Below are 13912 nucleotides of genomic sequence, written 5' to 3'. Positions count from 1 at the left end.
CCTCCCGGGCGGTTTATTCGCAGGGGGTGATCCTGGATCAACTCAAAAGCGCGGTCGAGTTTGCCAACAACCTTCCGCGATATCGCGAGATTATCGGCATCCTTTGGAAATATGGGTTTGCCGACGTCCTCAAGCTCGTCGCCCTACAGCGAGTCCTCGGTCTTGAGGATGCCACCATCACCCTGCGGGAGGATGGCGTGCTCTCCAAACCGCTCCCGGTTCGCATGCGCATGGCGCTGGAGGAGCTGGGGCCGACGTTCATTAAATTCGGCCAGATCATCAGCTCGCGGCGTGACTTGGTCGACGATGAGTATTTTGTCGAACTGACCAAGCTCCAGTCCCAGGTGCCTCCCTTTGCCACGTCCACGGCGAGGGAGATCATCGAGTCCGAACTCAATATCTCGATCGACGAAGTTTTCTCATCCTTTCAGGACAAGCCCGTTGGCAGCGCCTCCATTGCCCAGGTGCATGCGGGCACCTTGAAGGAGAATGGCACGAAGGTCGCCATCAAGGTCCAGCGTCCCGATATTCAAAAGGTCGTGGAGCTCGATCTCTCCATCCTCCACGACATCGCCCGATTCGTGGACAAGCACGTGCCCGAAATCTCCGGCCTGAATCCGGTCGGGGTGGTAGCCGAGTTTGCCTCCACGCTGGTGAAGGAACTCGATTTCAGCCATGAAGCCTCCAACGCCGAGCGCTTCGGGAAGCAATTTGCCGACGACCCGACTATCCGTGTGCCGAAGATTTACCGCGATCTGACAAGCACGCGCGTGCTGACGATGGACTTCCTGGCGGGAGTCAACGTGTACGATGAGAAGCGACTCCAAAAGAACGACATCGACCCATCGGTGCTCGCCCGCAACATCACCGAGCTGATCTACAAACAGATCTTCGAGTTTGGCTTTTTCCATGGAGACCCGCATCCCGGAAACATGCTCGTGATGAAGGACGGTGCGATCGGCCTGCTGGATTACGGTATGATGGGCTCCTTTACCCCGCCGTTCCGTACCAGCATTGCGCAGTTGATCGCGGGCCTCGCCGAGAAAAATCACCAGCAGGTCATGCGTTCAATCCTCGACATGAGCGAGGAGGGTTTCGCCTCCAACACGGCGAAGATGCTAAACGACGTGGAGGAGTTCAGCGGCACGCACCTGAATCGACCGCTCCGCGAGATCCGGCTGGAGGTGGTGCTCAACAAGCTCCTGGAGATGCTGCGCAACAACCATCTCCGCATGAAGGGCAGCTTCTATCTCGGCATCAAGGCCCTGACCCAGGTCGAGGCCGTGGGCCGAACGCTCGATCCTGACCTGAATTTCATCAAGCAGGGCGAACCCTATGCCATCAAGCTCATGCAGGGGAAATATCACCCGCATCGGCTCATGATGCTGCTGCAGCGCTGGGCGAGCGAGGGACTGGATTTTCTCGATACGTTTCCCGGTGATTTCCGGAATCTCTATCAGCAGATCAAGCATGGAAAGGTCAGCATCCCGCTCCAGCACAAGATCGATCCCGAGGGATTCGAGCCGTTGCGCAAGACCCTCGACTCCATCGCCAATCGGCTGACCAATGCCATTCTGGCCGCTTCGGTGCTGATCTGCTCCAGCATTCTCATCCACTCGGGGATTCCCCCCAAGATCGGGGATGTCCCGGTCATCGGCCTGGCCGGTCTGATCTGGGGATTCTTTATGTGCCTGCGCATGGTGCTTTCGATCTGGAAGCACGGCGGACTCTAGCCGAGGGCATAAAAAAAGCGCCGGTGGAAACCACCGGCGCCTGAGAGATTGAAGAGTGTAGGTTAGATTTTGCCGATGACCTTGTGCAGGGCGTCGGAGCTGCTTCCGAGGATGCTGCTCAGCGAGGAGGTTGCCTTGTTCAGAAGGCCGTGGGCGCGCTTCTTGGCGGCGAGGCGGTTCTTTTCCGACACGTCGGCCGTGGTGTTGATGCCCTTGCGGAGGAGCGCGGCGGCTTCGTCGACGAGCTTCAGCGCACTGTTGGCGAGCTTCTGCTCACGGGCGCCGAGCGGGCGGGTGGAGGACTTCGTAGCGGCGGGCTTGGTGGTTTTCTTCGCCGTCTTGGTCTTCGGGGCAGCTTTGGCGGCTGCGGGTTTCTTGGGGGACTTGGAGGCGGCTTTTTTCGTGGGTTTCTTAGCCATGGCGACAACGTAACCTCTTGTCGTGCGCTTGCCAAGCAGCGTTAGGGGCGTAATGATGCCTCCTTTCCATGCAAGCATTGATCGATATCCTGCAAAAGAACGCCCTCACTCCACGTGAGGACATCGCCCGTATGCTCGACCTTTCCGTCGAACAAGTGCAGGCCGAGATCGCCCGCTTGGAAAAGGACGGCATCATCCTTGGTTACCAGGCCATCGTGAACCACAACAAGTGGGACACGGATTCGGTCACGGCGGTCATTGAGGTCAAGATCACTCCTGAGCGGGACGGCGGCTTTGACCGTATCGCAGCCCGCATCGCCAAGTTTGAGGAGGTGCAGACCTGCTATCTCATGAGCGGAGGTTACGACCTGCTCATCGTCCTGGAGGCTCGCAACCTGCGAGCCGTCGCCGCCTTTGTGGCTGAGAAGCTCAGCACGGTCGAGGCCGTGCAGTCGACCGCGACCCATTTCCGCCTCAAGACCTACAAGGAAAACGGAGCCTTCCATCAGGTCGAGCTCACACCGGAACGCCTCGCGGTCACGCCATGAGCATTCGCATTGCTGACACTGTGCGCGAGATCCCGCGTTCCGGGATTCGCGATTTCTTTGAGGTCGTCCAGACGATGGGCGACGTGATTTCGCTCGGCATCGGCGAGCCGGATTTTGCCACGCCCTGGCACATCCGCGAGGCTGCCATCTACTCTTTGGAGAAGGGTCGTACAGGCTATACCTCCAACCTGGGCCTGCCGCGCCTGCGCCGCACCATCTCGGATTACGTGTATGACCACTTCCACGTGCGCTATGAGCCGCTGAGCGAGGTGCTGGTCTCCATCGGCGTCTCCGAGGCGATCGATATCGCCCTGCGCGCGCTGCTCAACCCCGGCGACGAGGTGCTTTATCACGAGCCGTGTTACGTTTCCTACGCGCCGAGTATCACGCTGGCCGGAGGCGTGGCCCGCGCGATTCCGACGTATGCGGAGGACAATTTCATCCTCAAAGCCGAGGCGATCGAGAAGGCGATCACGCCGAAAACGCGCGTGCTCATGCTGAACTTCCCCACGAATCCCACTGGCGCGGCCATGCCGCCCGAGGAGCTCGAGGAGATCGCCGCCGTCTGCATCAAGCACGACATCGTCGTATTGACTGACGAAATCTACAGCGAGCTGACCTATGACGGGAAGCAGCACTTCTCCATCGCGGCCGTGCCGGGAATGAAGGAGCGCACCGTTCTCCTGCACGGCGTTTCGAAGGCCTATGCCATGACCGGCTGGCGTATCGGTTTCGTCTGCGCCCCGGTCGAGCTGATCGAGGCGATGATGAAGATTCACCAATACTCCATCCTCTGTGCTTCCATCATGGGGCAGGAGGCTGCGGTCGAGGCCCTGGAGCGCGGCGAGCAGAGCATGGTATCCATGCGCCGAGAGTACGAACTGCGCCGCAACTACATCGTGCGCGGGTTTAACGATCTCGGGCTGGAGTGCTTCCGGCCGCGCGGAGCGTTCTATGTCTTCCCGAAGATTTCCACGATGGGGCTCTCCAGCCGGGAGTTCTCATTGCGTCTGTTGAGGGAGAAGAAAGTCGCCGTCGTACCCGGCAGCGCCTTTGGACCGAGTGGCGAGGGGCATGTGCGTTGCAGCTATGCCACCGCTCTCGACCAGATCAAGATCGCCATCGAGCGCATCGGCGAGTTCTGCGAGGAACTCCGCGTGAGCGAAGCCGCCGCCTGATTTCTTAGGTCCGGCTGAGTACACCATCCGCCAGCTGGAATATGGCGCCGCTCATTTCCGAGCGGTGCCAGTCCAGCGTGGTCGACGTGATGATCTTCTGCGCTTCGGGCGGCAGGGCCGCCATGAGGTTGTTCCGACGTGCGGGGTCGAGTTCTCCGAAGACGTCGTCGATCAGGTAGAGCGGGGGAGTCTGGGTGGCGGCGGCCAATTCTGCCGCCTGCCCGAGCTTTAACGCCAGAGCGACAGACCGCTGCTGACCCTCCGACGCGTAGATCGCGGCCGGTTTATCGCCCAGCAGTACACGCACGTCGTCCCGATGCGGGCCGGTGACCGTGCTGCGCAGGCGGGACTCCTCCTCCAGGCTGGCGGCAAGCGCGGATTTCAGATCGCCGTTGGAGCCGGGCACATACTCGATGTGGATGGTTTCGGCTCCGCCTGAGATTCGGGTGTAGGATGCGGCGATCAGCGGCTCCAGTACCCGGCAGAATTCCTGCCGCCAGTCCAGCAGCGCCTGCCCGTATTCCACGAGCGGTTGGTCGAATGCTGCAATTTCCCGGCGCGGGCGATTGTCTTTCAGCAGCGCATTGCGGGATCGCAATGCCCGCTCGTAGGAGCGCAATGTCTTGAGATAACCCTCGGCAATCTGTGCTCCCAGGAAATCAAGGTAGCGGCGGCGATGCGTGCCGGAGCCCCGGACGAGCTGCAGGTCGTCGTTCCCGATCCACGCTACTCGTCCCACCGAGAGATAGTCACCGGAGCGGGACTGGTTTTTGGAATCCAGCGCGAAGGACTTGAGTGCGTTCTCGTATTTGAGATGGAGGTGCCGGGTTTCCCAGTGGCCATCGAGGCCGAAAGCCGACTGTCCGAAGCGTACGGTTTCCCCGAGGGAGCCTGCCTTGGGAGACTGGAGACGCAAAAGAACACATGCTGCCTCGAGAATGGAGGTTTTTCCCTGGGCATTGGCTCCGATGATGAAGTTCAGCCCCGGCTCGGGCGTGAAGTGCAGGGATTCAAAACAGCGAAAATCTCGCAGCCGGAGGTCTCGGAGCATCGGAAATATCTAGAAGGTTGCCGGAGGGGCGGCAAGCGGCCTGATCGCTTTCGTTTTCACGGATTGTTACGGAAGCGTAACTCACCGCCATTTGACCGACATGGGGAATTTCCCGGAGACTTGCGGGAAGGTGGGATATGTCCGAGACAACCAACGAGCCGATACGTCCGGAACGTCGCTTTGAACGAAGCGATCGTGCCGGACGTTCCACGCTCTTCCGTCCCCGACAGCTGGCATCTCACGAGGCTTTGAAACGCGCCGCCGGGGAGGCGAAGGAATCTGAGGCAGTTCCACCTCTCGCTCCGGGCGAAGCGGCTGCAGAAAAGAAGGCAGGGCTTCTACCATGGCCATTCATCGCTGGAGCAGCCATGCTGATGCTGATAGCCGTGGTCGCTACCGGGTATGCGGGATACAGGCTTGGGCAAGCCTCGGAGCGGGCGGCTGAACACGCCGCTGCGCAGCGGATTCCCGCCCTGGCTTCCGAGGAGCAAATGTTGGCCCTGAACCGGGCATTGCAGATGCTGCGCAGCGGGAATCCATCGGAAGCCATCACGATCCTTTCCGATCTGAAAAGCCAGAGCGGCTCTCACCCGTCAGTCGCCTATTTGCTCGCACTGGCGGGACTGCAGAACGGGGATAGACAACTGGCGTCGACCGCAGCAAATGAATCCATTTCGTTGAAGGAAAGAGTGTCCGACTCGCTGGCCTTGCTGGCGGTGGTGGAAACGCAAAAGGCGAGCGACCGCACGCAAATGGCGATGGTCGATCCTCGCAGGCGCGCCGAATCCTTCCTTCGCGAGGCCATGGCCGTCGATCCGGCAAATCCGTACCCGCATTTCGAGCTGGCGACGCTGCTGCGTTACCAAGGGAATCGGCAGGAGGCGCTCCAGGAGATCGAGGCTGCCAAGGCCCGCCTGAATCCCATGGACAGCCACCTCGTGATGGACATCACCTCGCGACTGCTGCGGCTCGAAAGTCTCGCAGCGGTCGACCTCCCGCCGCAACAAACGTCGACCAACGACCCGCGTGAGCTTTTGCCAGCCGCTTACGCCGCGATGAAACGAGGTGATTTTGACCAGGCCGCAGACCTGCTGAGAAAGACACAACCCCTCATGGACCGGGAGCTCTTCATTTACTTGATCAATGATCCGGCCATGCGCCGTTTCGCCAAGGAGCCGAAGCTGGCGGAGTTTTACTCGGAAAAATGAGAAAAATTCTTGCGATTTTCAAATAAGCGACTAAGTAAGTCGTTATTCAATTTGTTCGAGGAGGGCAGGGAGCAAAGGGCCAGGGAATAGCTCGACTAGGAGGAACCGGATAAATGCCGGAGGGAAAAGTGTGGCAGGCGCCACGGATCAGGGGGCGCCTGCCACGCATTCTTTTCGGGAGAGACGCTTTGTCGTGGGACGAAGCCCGGCGGCTCGCTCTTGACTCAGCTCCGCAGCAGGACGCGCGTGGCAATCGCCTCATCCGTTGCGCGGCGGGCCAGGTCGGCGACGTGGACGCCTTCTTCAGCGGTGGTCAGCAGGTCGGATTTTCCAGAGGTCAGCGCAGCGGCCCATTCCCGATAGAGGCCGATGAAATCCTTCTCCGGCGTAAAGGAGAAGTCGTGGCGGCCGGTCGAGTTTTCCATGAAAAAGCTCTCCGCCTCGCGGTCGTAGCGGATGATTCCGTCGGTGCCGATGAGTTCGTAAATAAATTCGGAGCGGCGATTTTGGGCCGTGTGTGTGTAGGCGTAGCTGATCTCCACCGCAGTATGTGCGCCATTGGCGTGGTCGAGATGGAGCCACATGTGGTCGGGAGCCTGATAGTCATCCACCCAGGCTCCGTGGCCAGCGAATCGGGTCACGGGTGAGTTGAGCCAGAAATGAGCGAGATCGATCTGGTGCGTGCCGCAATCCACCATGGGACCGCCTTCCTCCATACGGGCTTCCCGTCGCTTTTGCAGGGTCTTCACTCCGTCGCAGGAGGTCTCGTATTTCCCGTGCAGATGCCAGTTGTAGATAAGGCGGAGGGAGCGTACACGTCCGATTACGTCGCTGCGGACAAGGTCCCGGATTTTTAAGGCAGCGGGGCTGAATCGGTAGCAAAACCCGGCATAAAACGATCGGCCCGCGTTTCGCATGGCTGCGACCATCTCGTCGCCTTCCTCCTTATTGATGGCCAGGGGCTTTTCGCAGAGCACCGGCAGGCCGTGCCGCGCGCAATCCAGGACGTTTTCCCGGTGGCACGGTGCAGGAGAGGTAATCGTAACCGCCTCGATGCCTGAGGCGAAAAAATCCTCCGCTCGAGAAAAGGCAAACGGAATCCCAAAGCGATGCGGGATTTCCCTGGCTCGATCCGGGTCTGGCTCGAATACGGCGAAAAGGTCGAGATCCGGCGTCGCAAAGATCGCTGGTATGTGGCCATACGCCGCTACCTGGCCGCAACCCATCAGTCCGACACGTTTACTCATCGTCCAGAAAGAATATCTGACGATCTGGCGAAGAAAAAGCGCGTCGGAGCCGTTGTCGCAACAACTCGATGAAGAAATCGAGATCGGCGAGAAGATGGCCGTCTCATCGGGCGGCCATTCTCATTGGAGAGGGATCAGCCTAGAGCCGACCTTCGTTCCGGGCCTGCCGGACGGCGTGAGCCAGGCTCAGGATGAGGCCGAGGCCTTCCTGGGCTTGATCGTAAGTATCGCGCGCTCCCGGGAGACCGATGATGATCTCGGCAGGCTGCCTTTCCGCATGGGGAATCGGCGTGAACGTGCGAGGATAGACCGGGCGGACCGGATTGGCCTTCCAATTGAACGAGTGCCCGACGGAACCGAGGTTGTCGAGAGCCGCCGAGAGGACGGATTTCTGCTCATCTTCCACCAGCCAGGCCTCGACCTGAGCCTCATGGGCGCGCATGTTCTCCCGCAGCACGATCACGAGGTCGAAGTCGTAGCGCTTGAGTTCATTCTCCAGCACCTTGATGTGATTGAGCGAGGAATCTTCCCAGCACTTGGCGCTGTCATTCTGCTGGTCGCGGGTGACGTATTCCCCGGCGCGATGGGCGTCCAGATTGGCGACAGGGTAGGCGGTGATTTCGATCCCGGCAACAAGGCGGAGTTTTGATTCCAATGCCGCAACGACCCGGGCCGCGACGTAGGGCGTGACAGATTCCGTGCCAGCCCATCCTCCAATGAGAAGGACGCGGACAGGCGACTGGTCGGTGTAGGAGCCGCAGACGTGAAAATACGGGATCATCTCGTCCCGGGAAGCGCTCTGGCCGAGGCCATAGCCGACGACGAGAGATGACGACTCCTCGGAGAGCTCAATGAGCGGGGCTATCAGACTTTCCAGGTCCTGTTTTCCAGACTCGTAGTGATGCGAGATTTTGCGGTCGGTCAGTGTTTCCATGGTAGTGCCTCCAAGGTTGGGGTTGGGGTAGATACGTGCTAATCGAACCCAAAGCAAGGGCGCATCGGCAACGTGGCGAGTTTGTTACAATACTCTATACGGCTCCGGGCGCAAATCCGCGTTGCCGTTTTTTTTCACCGCCTCCAGGGCGGAGTGCGAAATCAGGCCGGGATGTACAGCATGCGACCGCACTGCGGGCAGTGGATCACATCAGTATGAGCCTTGACCTGCACGACGGTCTGGGTGGTCACCTTCATGTGGCAACCCATGCAGACCTCGTGTTCCAGAGCGACCACCGGATTGCCGTTCTTGGTCTTGAAAAGGCGCTGGTAGCGGTCGAGTACGTCCTCGTCGATACCTGCGGTGGCGGCATCGCGCTCTTTTTTGACCTCGCCGATGCGGGATTCGAGATTGCCTTTCTTTTCGTCGAGGCTCTTGATCACGAGCTCGATCTTGGTCTTCTCCTCGGAATGAGTTTTCTCAGCGGCGGAAATTTCCGGCTTCAGGCGCTCGGCTTCGTCCATGAGCTCAAGCTCGCGATCCTCGATGGAGGAAATGACTTTCTCCGCGGCTTCGATTTCGTGGGCGAGGGCGGAGTACTCTTCGTTTTTGCGGGTTTGGAGCTGCTGCTGACGATAGCGGGCGATGGAGTCGCGCTTGGCTTGCGCCTCGGTTTCCAGGTTGCGTTTCTCGACCTCGATTTCCTTGGCGCGGGTTTTGGCTTTCTCCAAGCGGGCGGCGGAATCAGCAATGAGCTTTTCCTTGGCGGCGCGTTCCTGGGGAAGGTTCGCAAGTTCGGTCTGGAGGGCACGCAGGCGCTGGTCGCGATCCTGCAGGGTCAGCAGTTTTTCAATCAGATCGAGCATCTGGCGGAACATGATGCCTGCTGCCGCCGCAATAATCCAGCGTCTTGATTGGCTCGGATAAAATGCGCCTCAGACCTCGGGAGTCTCCCGCCAGCGGCAGGCGTTCGGCGCGTCGATGCCGATCTGGTCGAGGATGCGCCAGACGACGGTATCGGCGAGTTCCTCGAAGGACTTGGGCAGGCTGTAGAATGAGGGGGAGGCGGGAAGGAGAATCGCGCCTGCCTCGACCACCGCGACGGCGTTGCGGGCATGGATGAGGTTCCATGGCGTTTCGCGCGGGACGAGGATGAGCTTGCGCCGCTCCTTGAGGAAGACATCGGCGGCGCGGAGAATGAGGGACTCACTGGTGCCGTGGGCGATGCGGGCCATCGTTCCCATCGAGCATGGCACGACGACCATGGCGTCGAACTTCGCGCTGCCGCTCGCGAAGGGGGCATTCATGCTTTTATCCGAATGCTCGATGGTTCCCTCGGGCAGAGCGAGTTTCCCCAGTTCCTCGTGAATCACCTGCCGCGCGTAGGGGCTGGCGATGAAATGGACTTCATGGTCGCCGTTTCCGAGATAGTGAAGCAGGCGCTGCAGGTAGATGGAGCCGCTCGCTCCGGTGGCTGCGACGACGAGTCTCATGAGGATCAGGCTTTCAAAGCGGCGGTCTGGTCCTTCGCAAAGGTCAGGAGAGGCTTGAATCCAGAGATGTCGAAGACCTCCAGCAGCTGCGGGCTGGCTCCAACGATGACCAGCCTCCCGTCAGCTCCCTCCAGGCGCTTCATGGCCTGAAGAAATGAGCGGAGTCCCGCGCTGCTCAGGTACGTGACCTTGGAGCAGTCCCAGATAAAATCGCGGGAGCCTTCATCATAGCAGGAAAAGAACTCCCGATCGAGGGTGACGGCATTCGCCGCGTCGAGGCGGCCGTCGATCTCGAAGATGACGCGGGATTCGTGGGAGAGTCGGGTAACGGTCATGGCAAAAACAGAGGCGAGGACGGAGGCGTCGTCAAAGAGAAAACGTGTCCCGGCAGGCGATGGCGGTATTCACGTGAACTTGCACGACCTGGGTGACATCCTTGGTGTACCCACCGGCCAGAACCCAAGCGATGGGGATGGCATGCGCACGGGCAAACTCAAATACCCGGCGGTCGCGGGCGGCCAGGTCTTCGTGGCTGAGGTCGAGCGGCGAGTAGGGGTCGTATTTCAACGGATCGGCTCCGGCCTGATACAGGAGAATGTCGGGTTTCTCCTCGGAGACCAGCCACCCGATCTCGCGTTCCAGCAGGGCGAGCATGGCTTCGCCATCCGGTCCTCCGGTGGGGATGATCGCGGCTGAGCGGTGATTGGGGCCATCTTCGTGATGGCGCTCGGTCACATCGCGGTAGGGGATGTTGTCCCAGTAGTCATTGCCGTACAGCGAGAGCGCCCTGATCCATGGGCGCGTGGCGGCGAGCAGCGCGGTGCCGTTGCCGTAGTGCAGATCCATATCGAGGATGGCGGCCGTGCGGATCAAACCATGGGCTTTCAGCCACTCCAGGGCGACGATGAGGCCATTGAAGGTGCAGAAACCTTCTCCATGATCGGGACAGGAATGATGAAATCCGCTGGCCAGCGCTCCGGCGGCTCCGGTTTTGAGCGCCTGAACTGCTGCATCGCGCACAGCGCCATTGGTCAGGCAGACACTGGGGAAAAGCTCGAGCGACCAGGGAAATTTCTGGGACTCGGCCAGATCGCACGGTTCGCCCGTCTTTACCGCCTTGATGTAGGCTGGGGAATGAACTCGTAACAAGTCGTCCTCGCTTACAGGGTTCACGCTCGCAAGTTCCATCCCCGGAAGGCGTTGCACCTGCTCCGCGACCAGGCCAAACTTGCGGATCGGCATGATGTGGTCTCCGATCGGCGCGGCGAAACCCGGATCGTAGAAAAGCCGTAGGCTCATGAAATTCCCTCGGTGGGACGGACGAGTGTGATCACTTCGTCATCTCGCGGATAACCATCGAGTGTTTTCCAGACCTCAGCCATGTCGCGGGCGCGGAAGCTGCCTTCGTACATCTTGTAAAGCGCGGTGACGATGGACTTCACCTCGCGTCCGGTGATCTGTCGTTCCGTTTCCCGCCCAACCCGGCGGACCATGAGGGTGAGGGGCAGGGGCTTCGGGCCTCCCGCGAGATCGATCTGCTCCGGCGAGCCAAAATCTGGCTGGACGTAGGAAATGCGAATGGGGTCGACCTTGAGGTAACCGGCTTTTTCATACGCGCCGAGGCGTATCGCCGTGGCTTCGACCGCCGGATCGGGATACTCCATCTCGGCGACGAGCGTGATTGGCGACGACTCGGGCTTGTTGAGCGCGGCGAGACCGTGGCGGGCCGTCTGGATGGGAAGGGCGCGGAGCCATCCGGCAATCCCTGTCCTGCGCCATTCCGGTGAGACGAGATTGTGGGAAAGATGGACGTACGCGGCGTCTTCGTCCTTTGGCACGATGGCGGTGTGGTCGCGAACGGCGACAAACTTCCCGCCGGAGGTAACGAGCATGAGGCGATAGCGAAGGCCGTAGCCATTTTCCTGCAACTGACCGTGCCAGTGGAGCCGCCGGGAAAGAACCGCCGCCTGCTCGATCTCTCCCTTGGCTCCGAATTCCGCCCAGAGCGCCCCAAAAGCGATATCAAAGCCGGGATCATCCGCGCTTTCGACGCGGGCGAGTTCAACGTCCGACCAATCGCGTTCCAGACACTTGCTGTCTCCCGGAGCGAGATCGCCGGGTATCATCCAGGGTTTTAACATCCGTTCCGGAAAAACGATACACCGCCTTCCCGGCTCTGGCGAGGGGGGAAATGTTACTTCTGTCCGGCGGCGATTTCTTCCAGCTCGGCCCAACGCTGGTAAAGCTCGGCTACCCGGGCCTTGGCAGCCTCGAGTTCCTGCACCTTGGCCGGAGCCTCCTGGGCGCGGCTAACGAAGAATTGAGGATCGTTCAGGAGGTTCTCGATTTCGTCGACGAGGGATTCCGCCTCCAGAATAGTGGCCTCCATCGTCTCGTATTCCCGCTGTTCCTTAAAGGAGAGCTTCCGCTGGCGCGTGGTGCGCTGGGTCTTGGCTTCCGCCGGGGCGTCCCACTGGGCGGGGCGCTCCAGATCCTTGCGCTTTTCCAGATAGTACGAGTAGTTACCCGGCTGGACGTGAACCCGCCCATCGTCCTCGAAGGCGACGATCTGGTCGCAAACCCGGTCGAGGAAATAGCGGTCATGGCTGACCACCACGGCGCTACCGTCGAAATGAACCAGCGCCTCCTCCAGGATGCGCAGGCTTTGCAGATCGAGGTCGTTCGTGGGTTCGTCCAGAACGATGAGGTTGCCGCCGCGCTTGAGCGTTTTCGCCAGAAGGAGCCGGGCGCGTTCGCCGCCGGAGAGACGGTCGATGCGTTCGCGGACTCGGTCGTCGGTGAAGAGGAACCGGCGTAGATAGGCGCGCACGCTGATCTTGGTTTCTCCAAAGGTGACCGTTTCGCCGCCGAGGTCGGCGACTTCGTCGATGACGGATTTGGTCCCGTCGAGCTGGAGCCGACCCTGGTCGATGTAGTTGAAAATGACGCGCTTCCCGATGGTGACGTCGCCCTCGGCGGGAGCGGATTCTCCGAGGCAAATCCTGAGCAGCGAGGTCTTGCCGACGCCGTTCCGCCCGACGATGCCGGTACATTCGCCGGGTTTGATGCTGAGATTCAGCCCTCGGAAGAGCCAGCGGCCGTCGCCTCCGGCCCGTGCTCCCACATTCGAAAGCTCGATCGCGGTGTTGCCGAGTTCCGGCGCGGGCGGAAGGATAAGGTCCATCTCGCGCTCCTCGGGCGGAGCCTCCAGCCCGGCGATCTCGTAAAAGGTGTCGAGGCGATGGCGGCTCTTTGACCGCTGGGCGCGCACCCCCGCGCGGACATACTCCAGCTCGGCGCGGATAAACCGCTGCCTGCGCCGCTCGGTCTGCTCGGCGATCTGCTGGCGCAGGGCCTTGGCCTCCAGATAGGCGGTGTAATTGCCCGGATGCGAGAACGCCCTTCCATCGGCCACCTCGATAATGCGGGTCGCGATGACATCGAGGAAATACCGGTCGTGCGTCACGAAGATGACCGCGCCCTTGAAAGAGGCGAGAAAGCCCTCCAGCCAGCGAATGGATTCCGCGTCGAGGTGGTTGGTCGGTTCGTCGAGAAGCAGCAGGTCGGGTTGGGCGACGAGAGCACGGCAAAGGGCGACGCGGCGCTTTTCTCCGCCGGAGAGCGGGCCGACGGGCAGATCGAGGTCGGGAACCCGGAGGGCGGTAGCGTCGGCGCGGATGCGGGTGTCGAGATTCCAACCATCCGCCGCCTCGATGAGCTTGAGGTCATCGGCGAGCTGGGCTTCTGTTCCGGCTCCGCTGCCGTAGCGTTGCAGGGCCGCGACGAGGTCCGCCGCGCCGGACTCGATGTTTTCGCGCACGGTGCGCGAGTCATCGAGTTCGAATTCCTGCGGCAGGTAGCCCACGCGCAACCCCCGGCGGCTGGAAACCTCCCCGGAGTCCGGCGCCTGGTCACCCGCGAGGATCTTGAGCAGGCTGGTTTTTCCACAGCCATTGCGGCCCACCAGACCGACCTTCTCGGCTGCCGCCACGGCGATGGTGACGGATTCCAGCAGGTGCTGGGAACCGTAGGAAAGCGACAGGTCAGTGGCGGAGAGCAGCGGGATACTCATGGAACGAATCGACGACCATGCCCCAGAGC

14 protein-coding genes are annotated in these 13912 nt (G+C 60.8%); 4 read left to right on the top strand and 10 right to left on the bottom strand.

All coding sequences use genetic code 11. The annotated features are described in order from the left end of the window. Positions 1 to 26 precede the first annotated feature (26 nt). Positions 27 to 1733: an ABC1 kinase family protein gene (locus TSACC_RS13755; RefSeq protein ID WP_075079824.1), complete on the top strand. Its 1707-nt coding sequence runs from the start codon at positions 27 to 29 to the stop codon at positions 1731 to 1733. A 62-nt stretch (positions 1734 to 1795) separates the two neighbouring features. On the opposite strand, the gene TSACC_RS13750 is transcribed toward TSACC_RS13755, so the two are convergent. Then, complete coding sequence (locus TSACC_RS13750) at positions 1796 to 2152, bottom strand: hypothetical protein (RefSeq protein ID WP_075079823.1); 357 nt, start codon at positions 2150 to 2152, stop codon at positions 1796 to 1798. A gap of 68 nt (positions 2153 to 2220) precedes the next feature. On the opposite strand from TSACC_RS13750, the gene TSACC_RS13745 reads away from it, so the two are divergent. Further along, the gene (locus tag TSACC_RS13745) at positions 2221 to 2700 is read left to right on the top strand and encodes an Lrp/AsnC family transcriptional regulator (RefSeq protein ID WP_075079822.1); all 480 of its coding nucleotides are present in this window, start codon (positions 2221 to 2223) and stop codon (positions 2698 to 2700) included. Continuing rightward, positions 2697 to 3878 carry a pyridoxal phosphate-dependent aminotransferase gene (locus tag TSACC_RS13740; protein WP_075079821.1) on the top strand — a complete coding sequence of 394 codons (1182 nt, stop codon included), beginning with the start codon at positions 2697 to 2699 and terminating at the stop codon, positions 3876 to 3878. Before TSACC_RS13745 ends, TSACC_RS13740 begins: the two co-directional genes overlap by 4 nt. A gap of 4 nt (positions 3879 to 3882) precedes the next feature. Here TSACC_RS13740 and recF read toward each other — a convergent pair whose 3' ends face one another. After that, on the bottom strand, positions 3883 to 4929 hold the full coding sequence (gene recF, locus TSACC_RS13735) for a DNA replication/repair protein RecF (protein WP_075079820.1): 1047 nt from the start codon (positions 4927 to 4929) through the stop codon (positions 3883 to 3885). A gap of 137 nt (positions 4930 to 5066) precedes the next feature. Between recF and TSACC_RS13730 the strand changes: the two genes are divergently transcribed. Continuing rightward, on the top strand, positions 5067 to 6137 hold the full coding sequence (locus TSACC_RS13730; protein ID WP_075079819.1) for a tetratricopeptide repeat protein: 1071 nt from the start codon (positions 5067 to 5069) through the stop codon (positions 6135 to 6137). 224 nt (positions 6138 to 6361) lie between these two features. On the opposite strand, the gene TSACC_RS13725 is transcribed toward TSACC_RS13730, so the two are convergent. The 8 genes from TSACC_RS13725 to TSACC_RS13690 all read right to left on the bottom strand — a co-directional run bounded on the left by TSACC_RS13725 (position 6362) and on the right by TSACC_RS13690 (position 13883). Then, complete coding sequence (locus tag TSACC_RS13725) at positions 6362 to 7384, bottom strand: Gfo/Idh/MocA family protein (RefSeq protein ID WP_084400464.1); 1023 nt, start codon at positions 7382 to 7384, stop codon at positions 6362 to 6364. Between the two features lie 139 nt (positions 7385 to 7523). After that, complete coding sequence (locus TSACC_RS13720; protein WP_075079817.1) at positions 7524 to 8318, bottom strand: hypothetical protein; 795 nt, start codon at positions 8316 to 8318, stop codon at positions 7524 to 7526. A 161-nt stretch (positions 8319 to 8479) separates the two neighbouring features. Continuing rightward, entirely contained in the window at positions 8480 to 9184 is a 705-nt protein-coding gene (locus TSACC_RS13715; protein WP_075080746.1) for a zinc ribbon domain-containing protein, read from the bottom strand. 69 nt (positions 9185 to 9253) lie between these two features. Continuing rightward, positions 9254 to 9811, bottom strand: coding sequence for a UbiX family flavin prenyltransferase (locus TSACC_RS13710; RefSeq protein WP_075079816.1), 558 nt, complete (start codon positions 9809 to 9811; stop codon positions 9254 to 9256). A gap of 5 nt (positions 9812 to 9816) precedes the next feature. Next, the gene (locus TSACC_RS13705) at positions 9817 to 10146 is read right to left on the bottom strand and encodes an STAS domain-containing protein (RefSeq protein ID WP_075079815.1); all 330 of its coding nucleotides are present in this window, start codon (positions 10144 to 10146) and stop codon (positions 9817 to 9819) included. 31 nt (positions 10147 to 10177) lie between these two features. Further along, entirely contained in the window at positions 10178 to 11110 is a 933-nt protein-coding gene (locus TSACC_RS13700; protein WP_075079814.1) for a histone deacetylase family protein, read from the bottom strand. Continuing rightward, positions 11107 to 11952, bottom strand: coding sequence for a GNAT family protein (locus TSACC_RS13695; protein ID WP_075079813.1), 846 nt, complete (start codon positions 11950 to 11952; stop codon positions 11107 to 11109). The genes TSACC_RS13700 and TSACC_RS13695 overlap by 4 nt, the downstream gene beginning before the upstream one ends. A 53-nt stretch (positions 11953 to 12005) precedes the next feature. Next, entirely contained in the window at positions 12006 to 13883 is a 1878-nt protein-coding gene (locus TSACC_RS13690) for an ABC-F family ATP-binding cassette domain-containing protein (protein ID WP_084400625.1), read from the bottom strand. Positions 13884 to 13912 lie beyond the last annotated feature (29 nt).

Source organism: Terrimicrobium sacchariphilum, from assembly GCF_001613545.1.
Lineage (GTDB): Bacteria > Verrucomicrobiota > Verrucomicrobiia > Chthoniobacterales > Terrimicrobiaceae > Terrimicrobium > Terrimicrobium sacchariphilum.
This window is presented reverse-complemented; position numbering and strand designations above follow the sequence as displayed.

Coding starts and splice junctions, on each gene's coding strand:
- TSACC_RS13700 (WP_075079814.1), bottom strand. CDS start 11,110: ATGAGCCTACGGCTTTTCTACGATCCGGGTTTCGCCGCGCCGATCGGA.
- TSACC_RS13740 (WP_075079821.1), top strand. CDS start 2,697: ATGAGCATTCGCATTGCTGACACTGTGCGCGAGATCCCGCGTTCCGGG.
- recF (WP_075079820.1), bottom strand. CDS start 4,929: ATGCTCCGAGACCTCCGGCTGCGAGATTTTCGCTGTTTTGAATCCCTG.
- TSACC_RS13705 (WP_075079815.1), bottom strand. CDS start 10,146: ATGACCGTTACCCGACTCTCCCACGAATCCCGCGTCATCTTCGAGATC.
- TSACC_RS13745 (WP_075079822.1), top strand. CDS start 2,221: ATGCAAGCATTGATCGATATCCTGCAAAAGAACGCCCTCACTCCACGT.
- TSACC_RS13695 (WP_075079813.1), bottom strand. CDS start 11,952: ATGTTAAAACCCTGGATGATACCCGGCGATCTCGCTCCGGGAGACAGC.
- TSACC_RS13725 (WP_084400464.1), bottom strand. CDS start 7,384: ATGAGTAAACGTGTCGGACTGATGGGTTGCGGCCAGGTAGCGGCGTAT.
- TSACC_RS13690 (WP_084400625.1), bottom strand. CDS start 13,883: ATGAGTATCCCGCTGCTCTCCGCCACTGACCTGTCGCTTTCCTACGGT.
- TSACC_RS13730 (WP_075079819.1), top strand. CDS start 5,067: ATGTCCGAGACAACCAACGAGCCGATACGTCCGGAACGTCGCTTTGAA.
- TSACC_RS13720 (WP_075079817.1), bottom strand. CDS start 8,318: ATGGAAACACTGACCGACCGCAAAATCTCGCATCACTACGAGTCTGGA.
- TSACC_RS13710 (WP_075079816.1), bottom strand. CDS start 9,811: ATGAGACTCGTCGTCGCAGCCACCGGAGCGAGCGGCTCCATCTACCTG.
- TSACC_RS13750 (WP_075079823.1), bottom strand. CDS start 2,152: ATGGCTAAGAAACCCACGAAAAAAGCCGCCTCCAAGTCCCCCAAGAAA.
- TSACC_RS13715 (WP_075080746.1), bottom strand. CDS start 9,184: ATGCTCGATCTGATTGAAAAACTGCTGACCCTGCAGGATCGCGACCAG.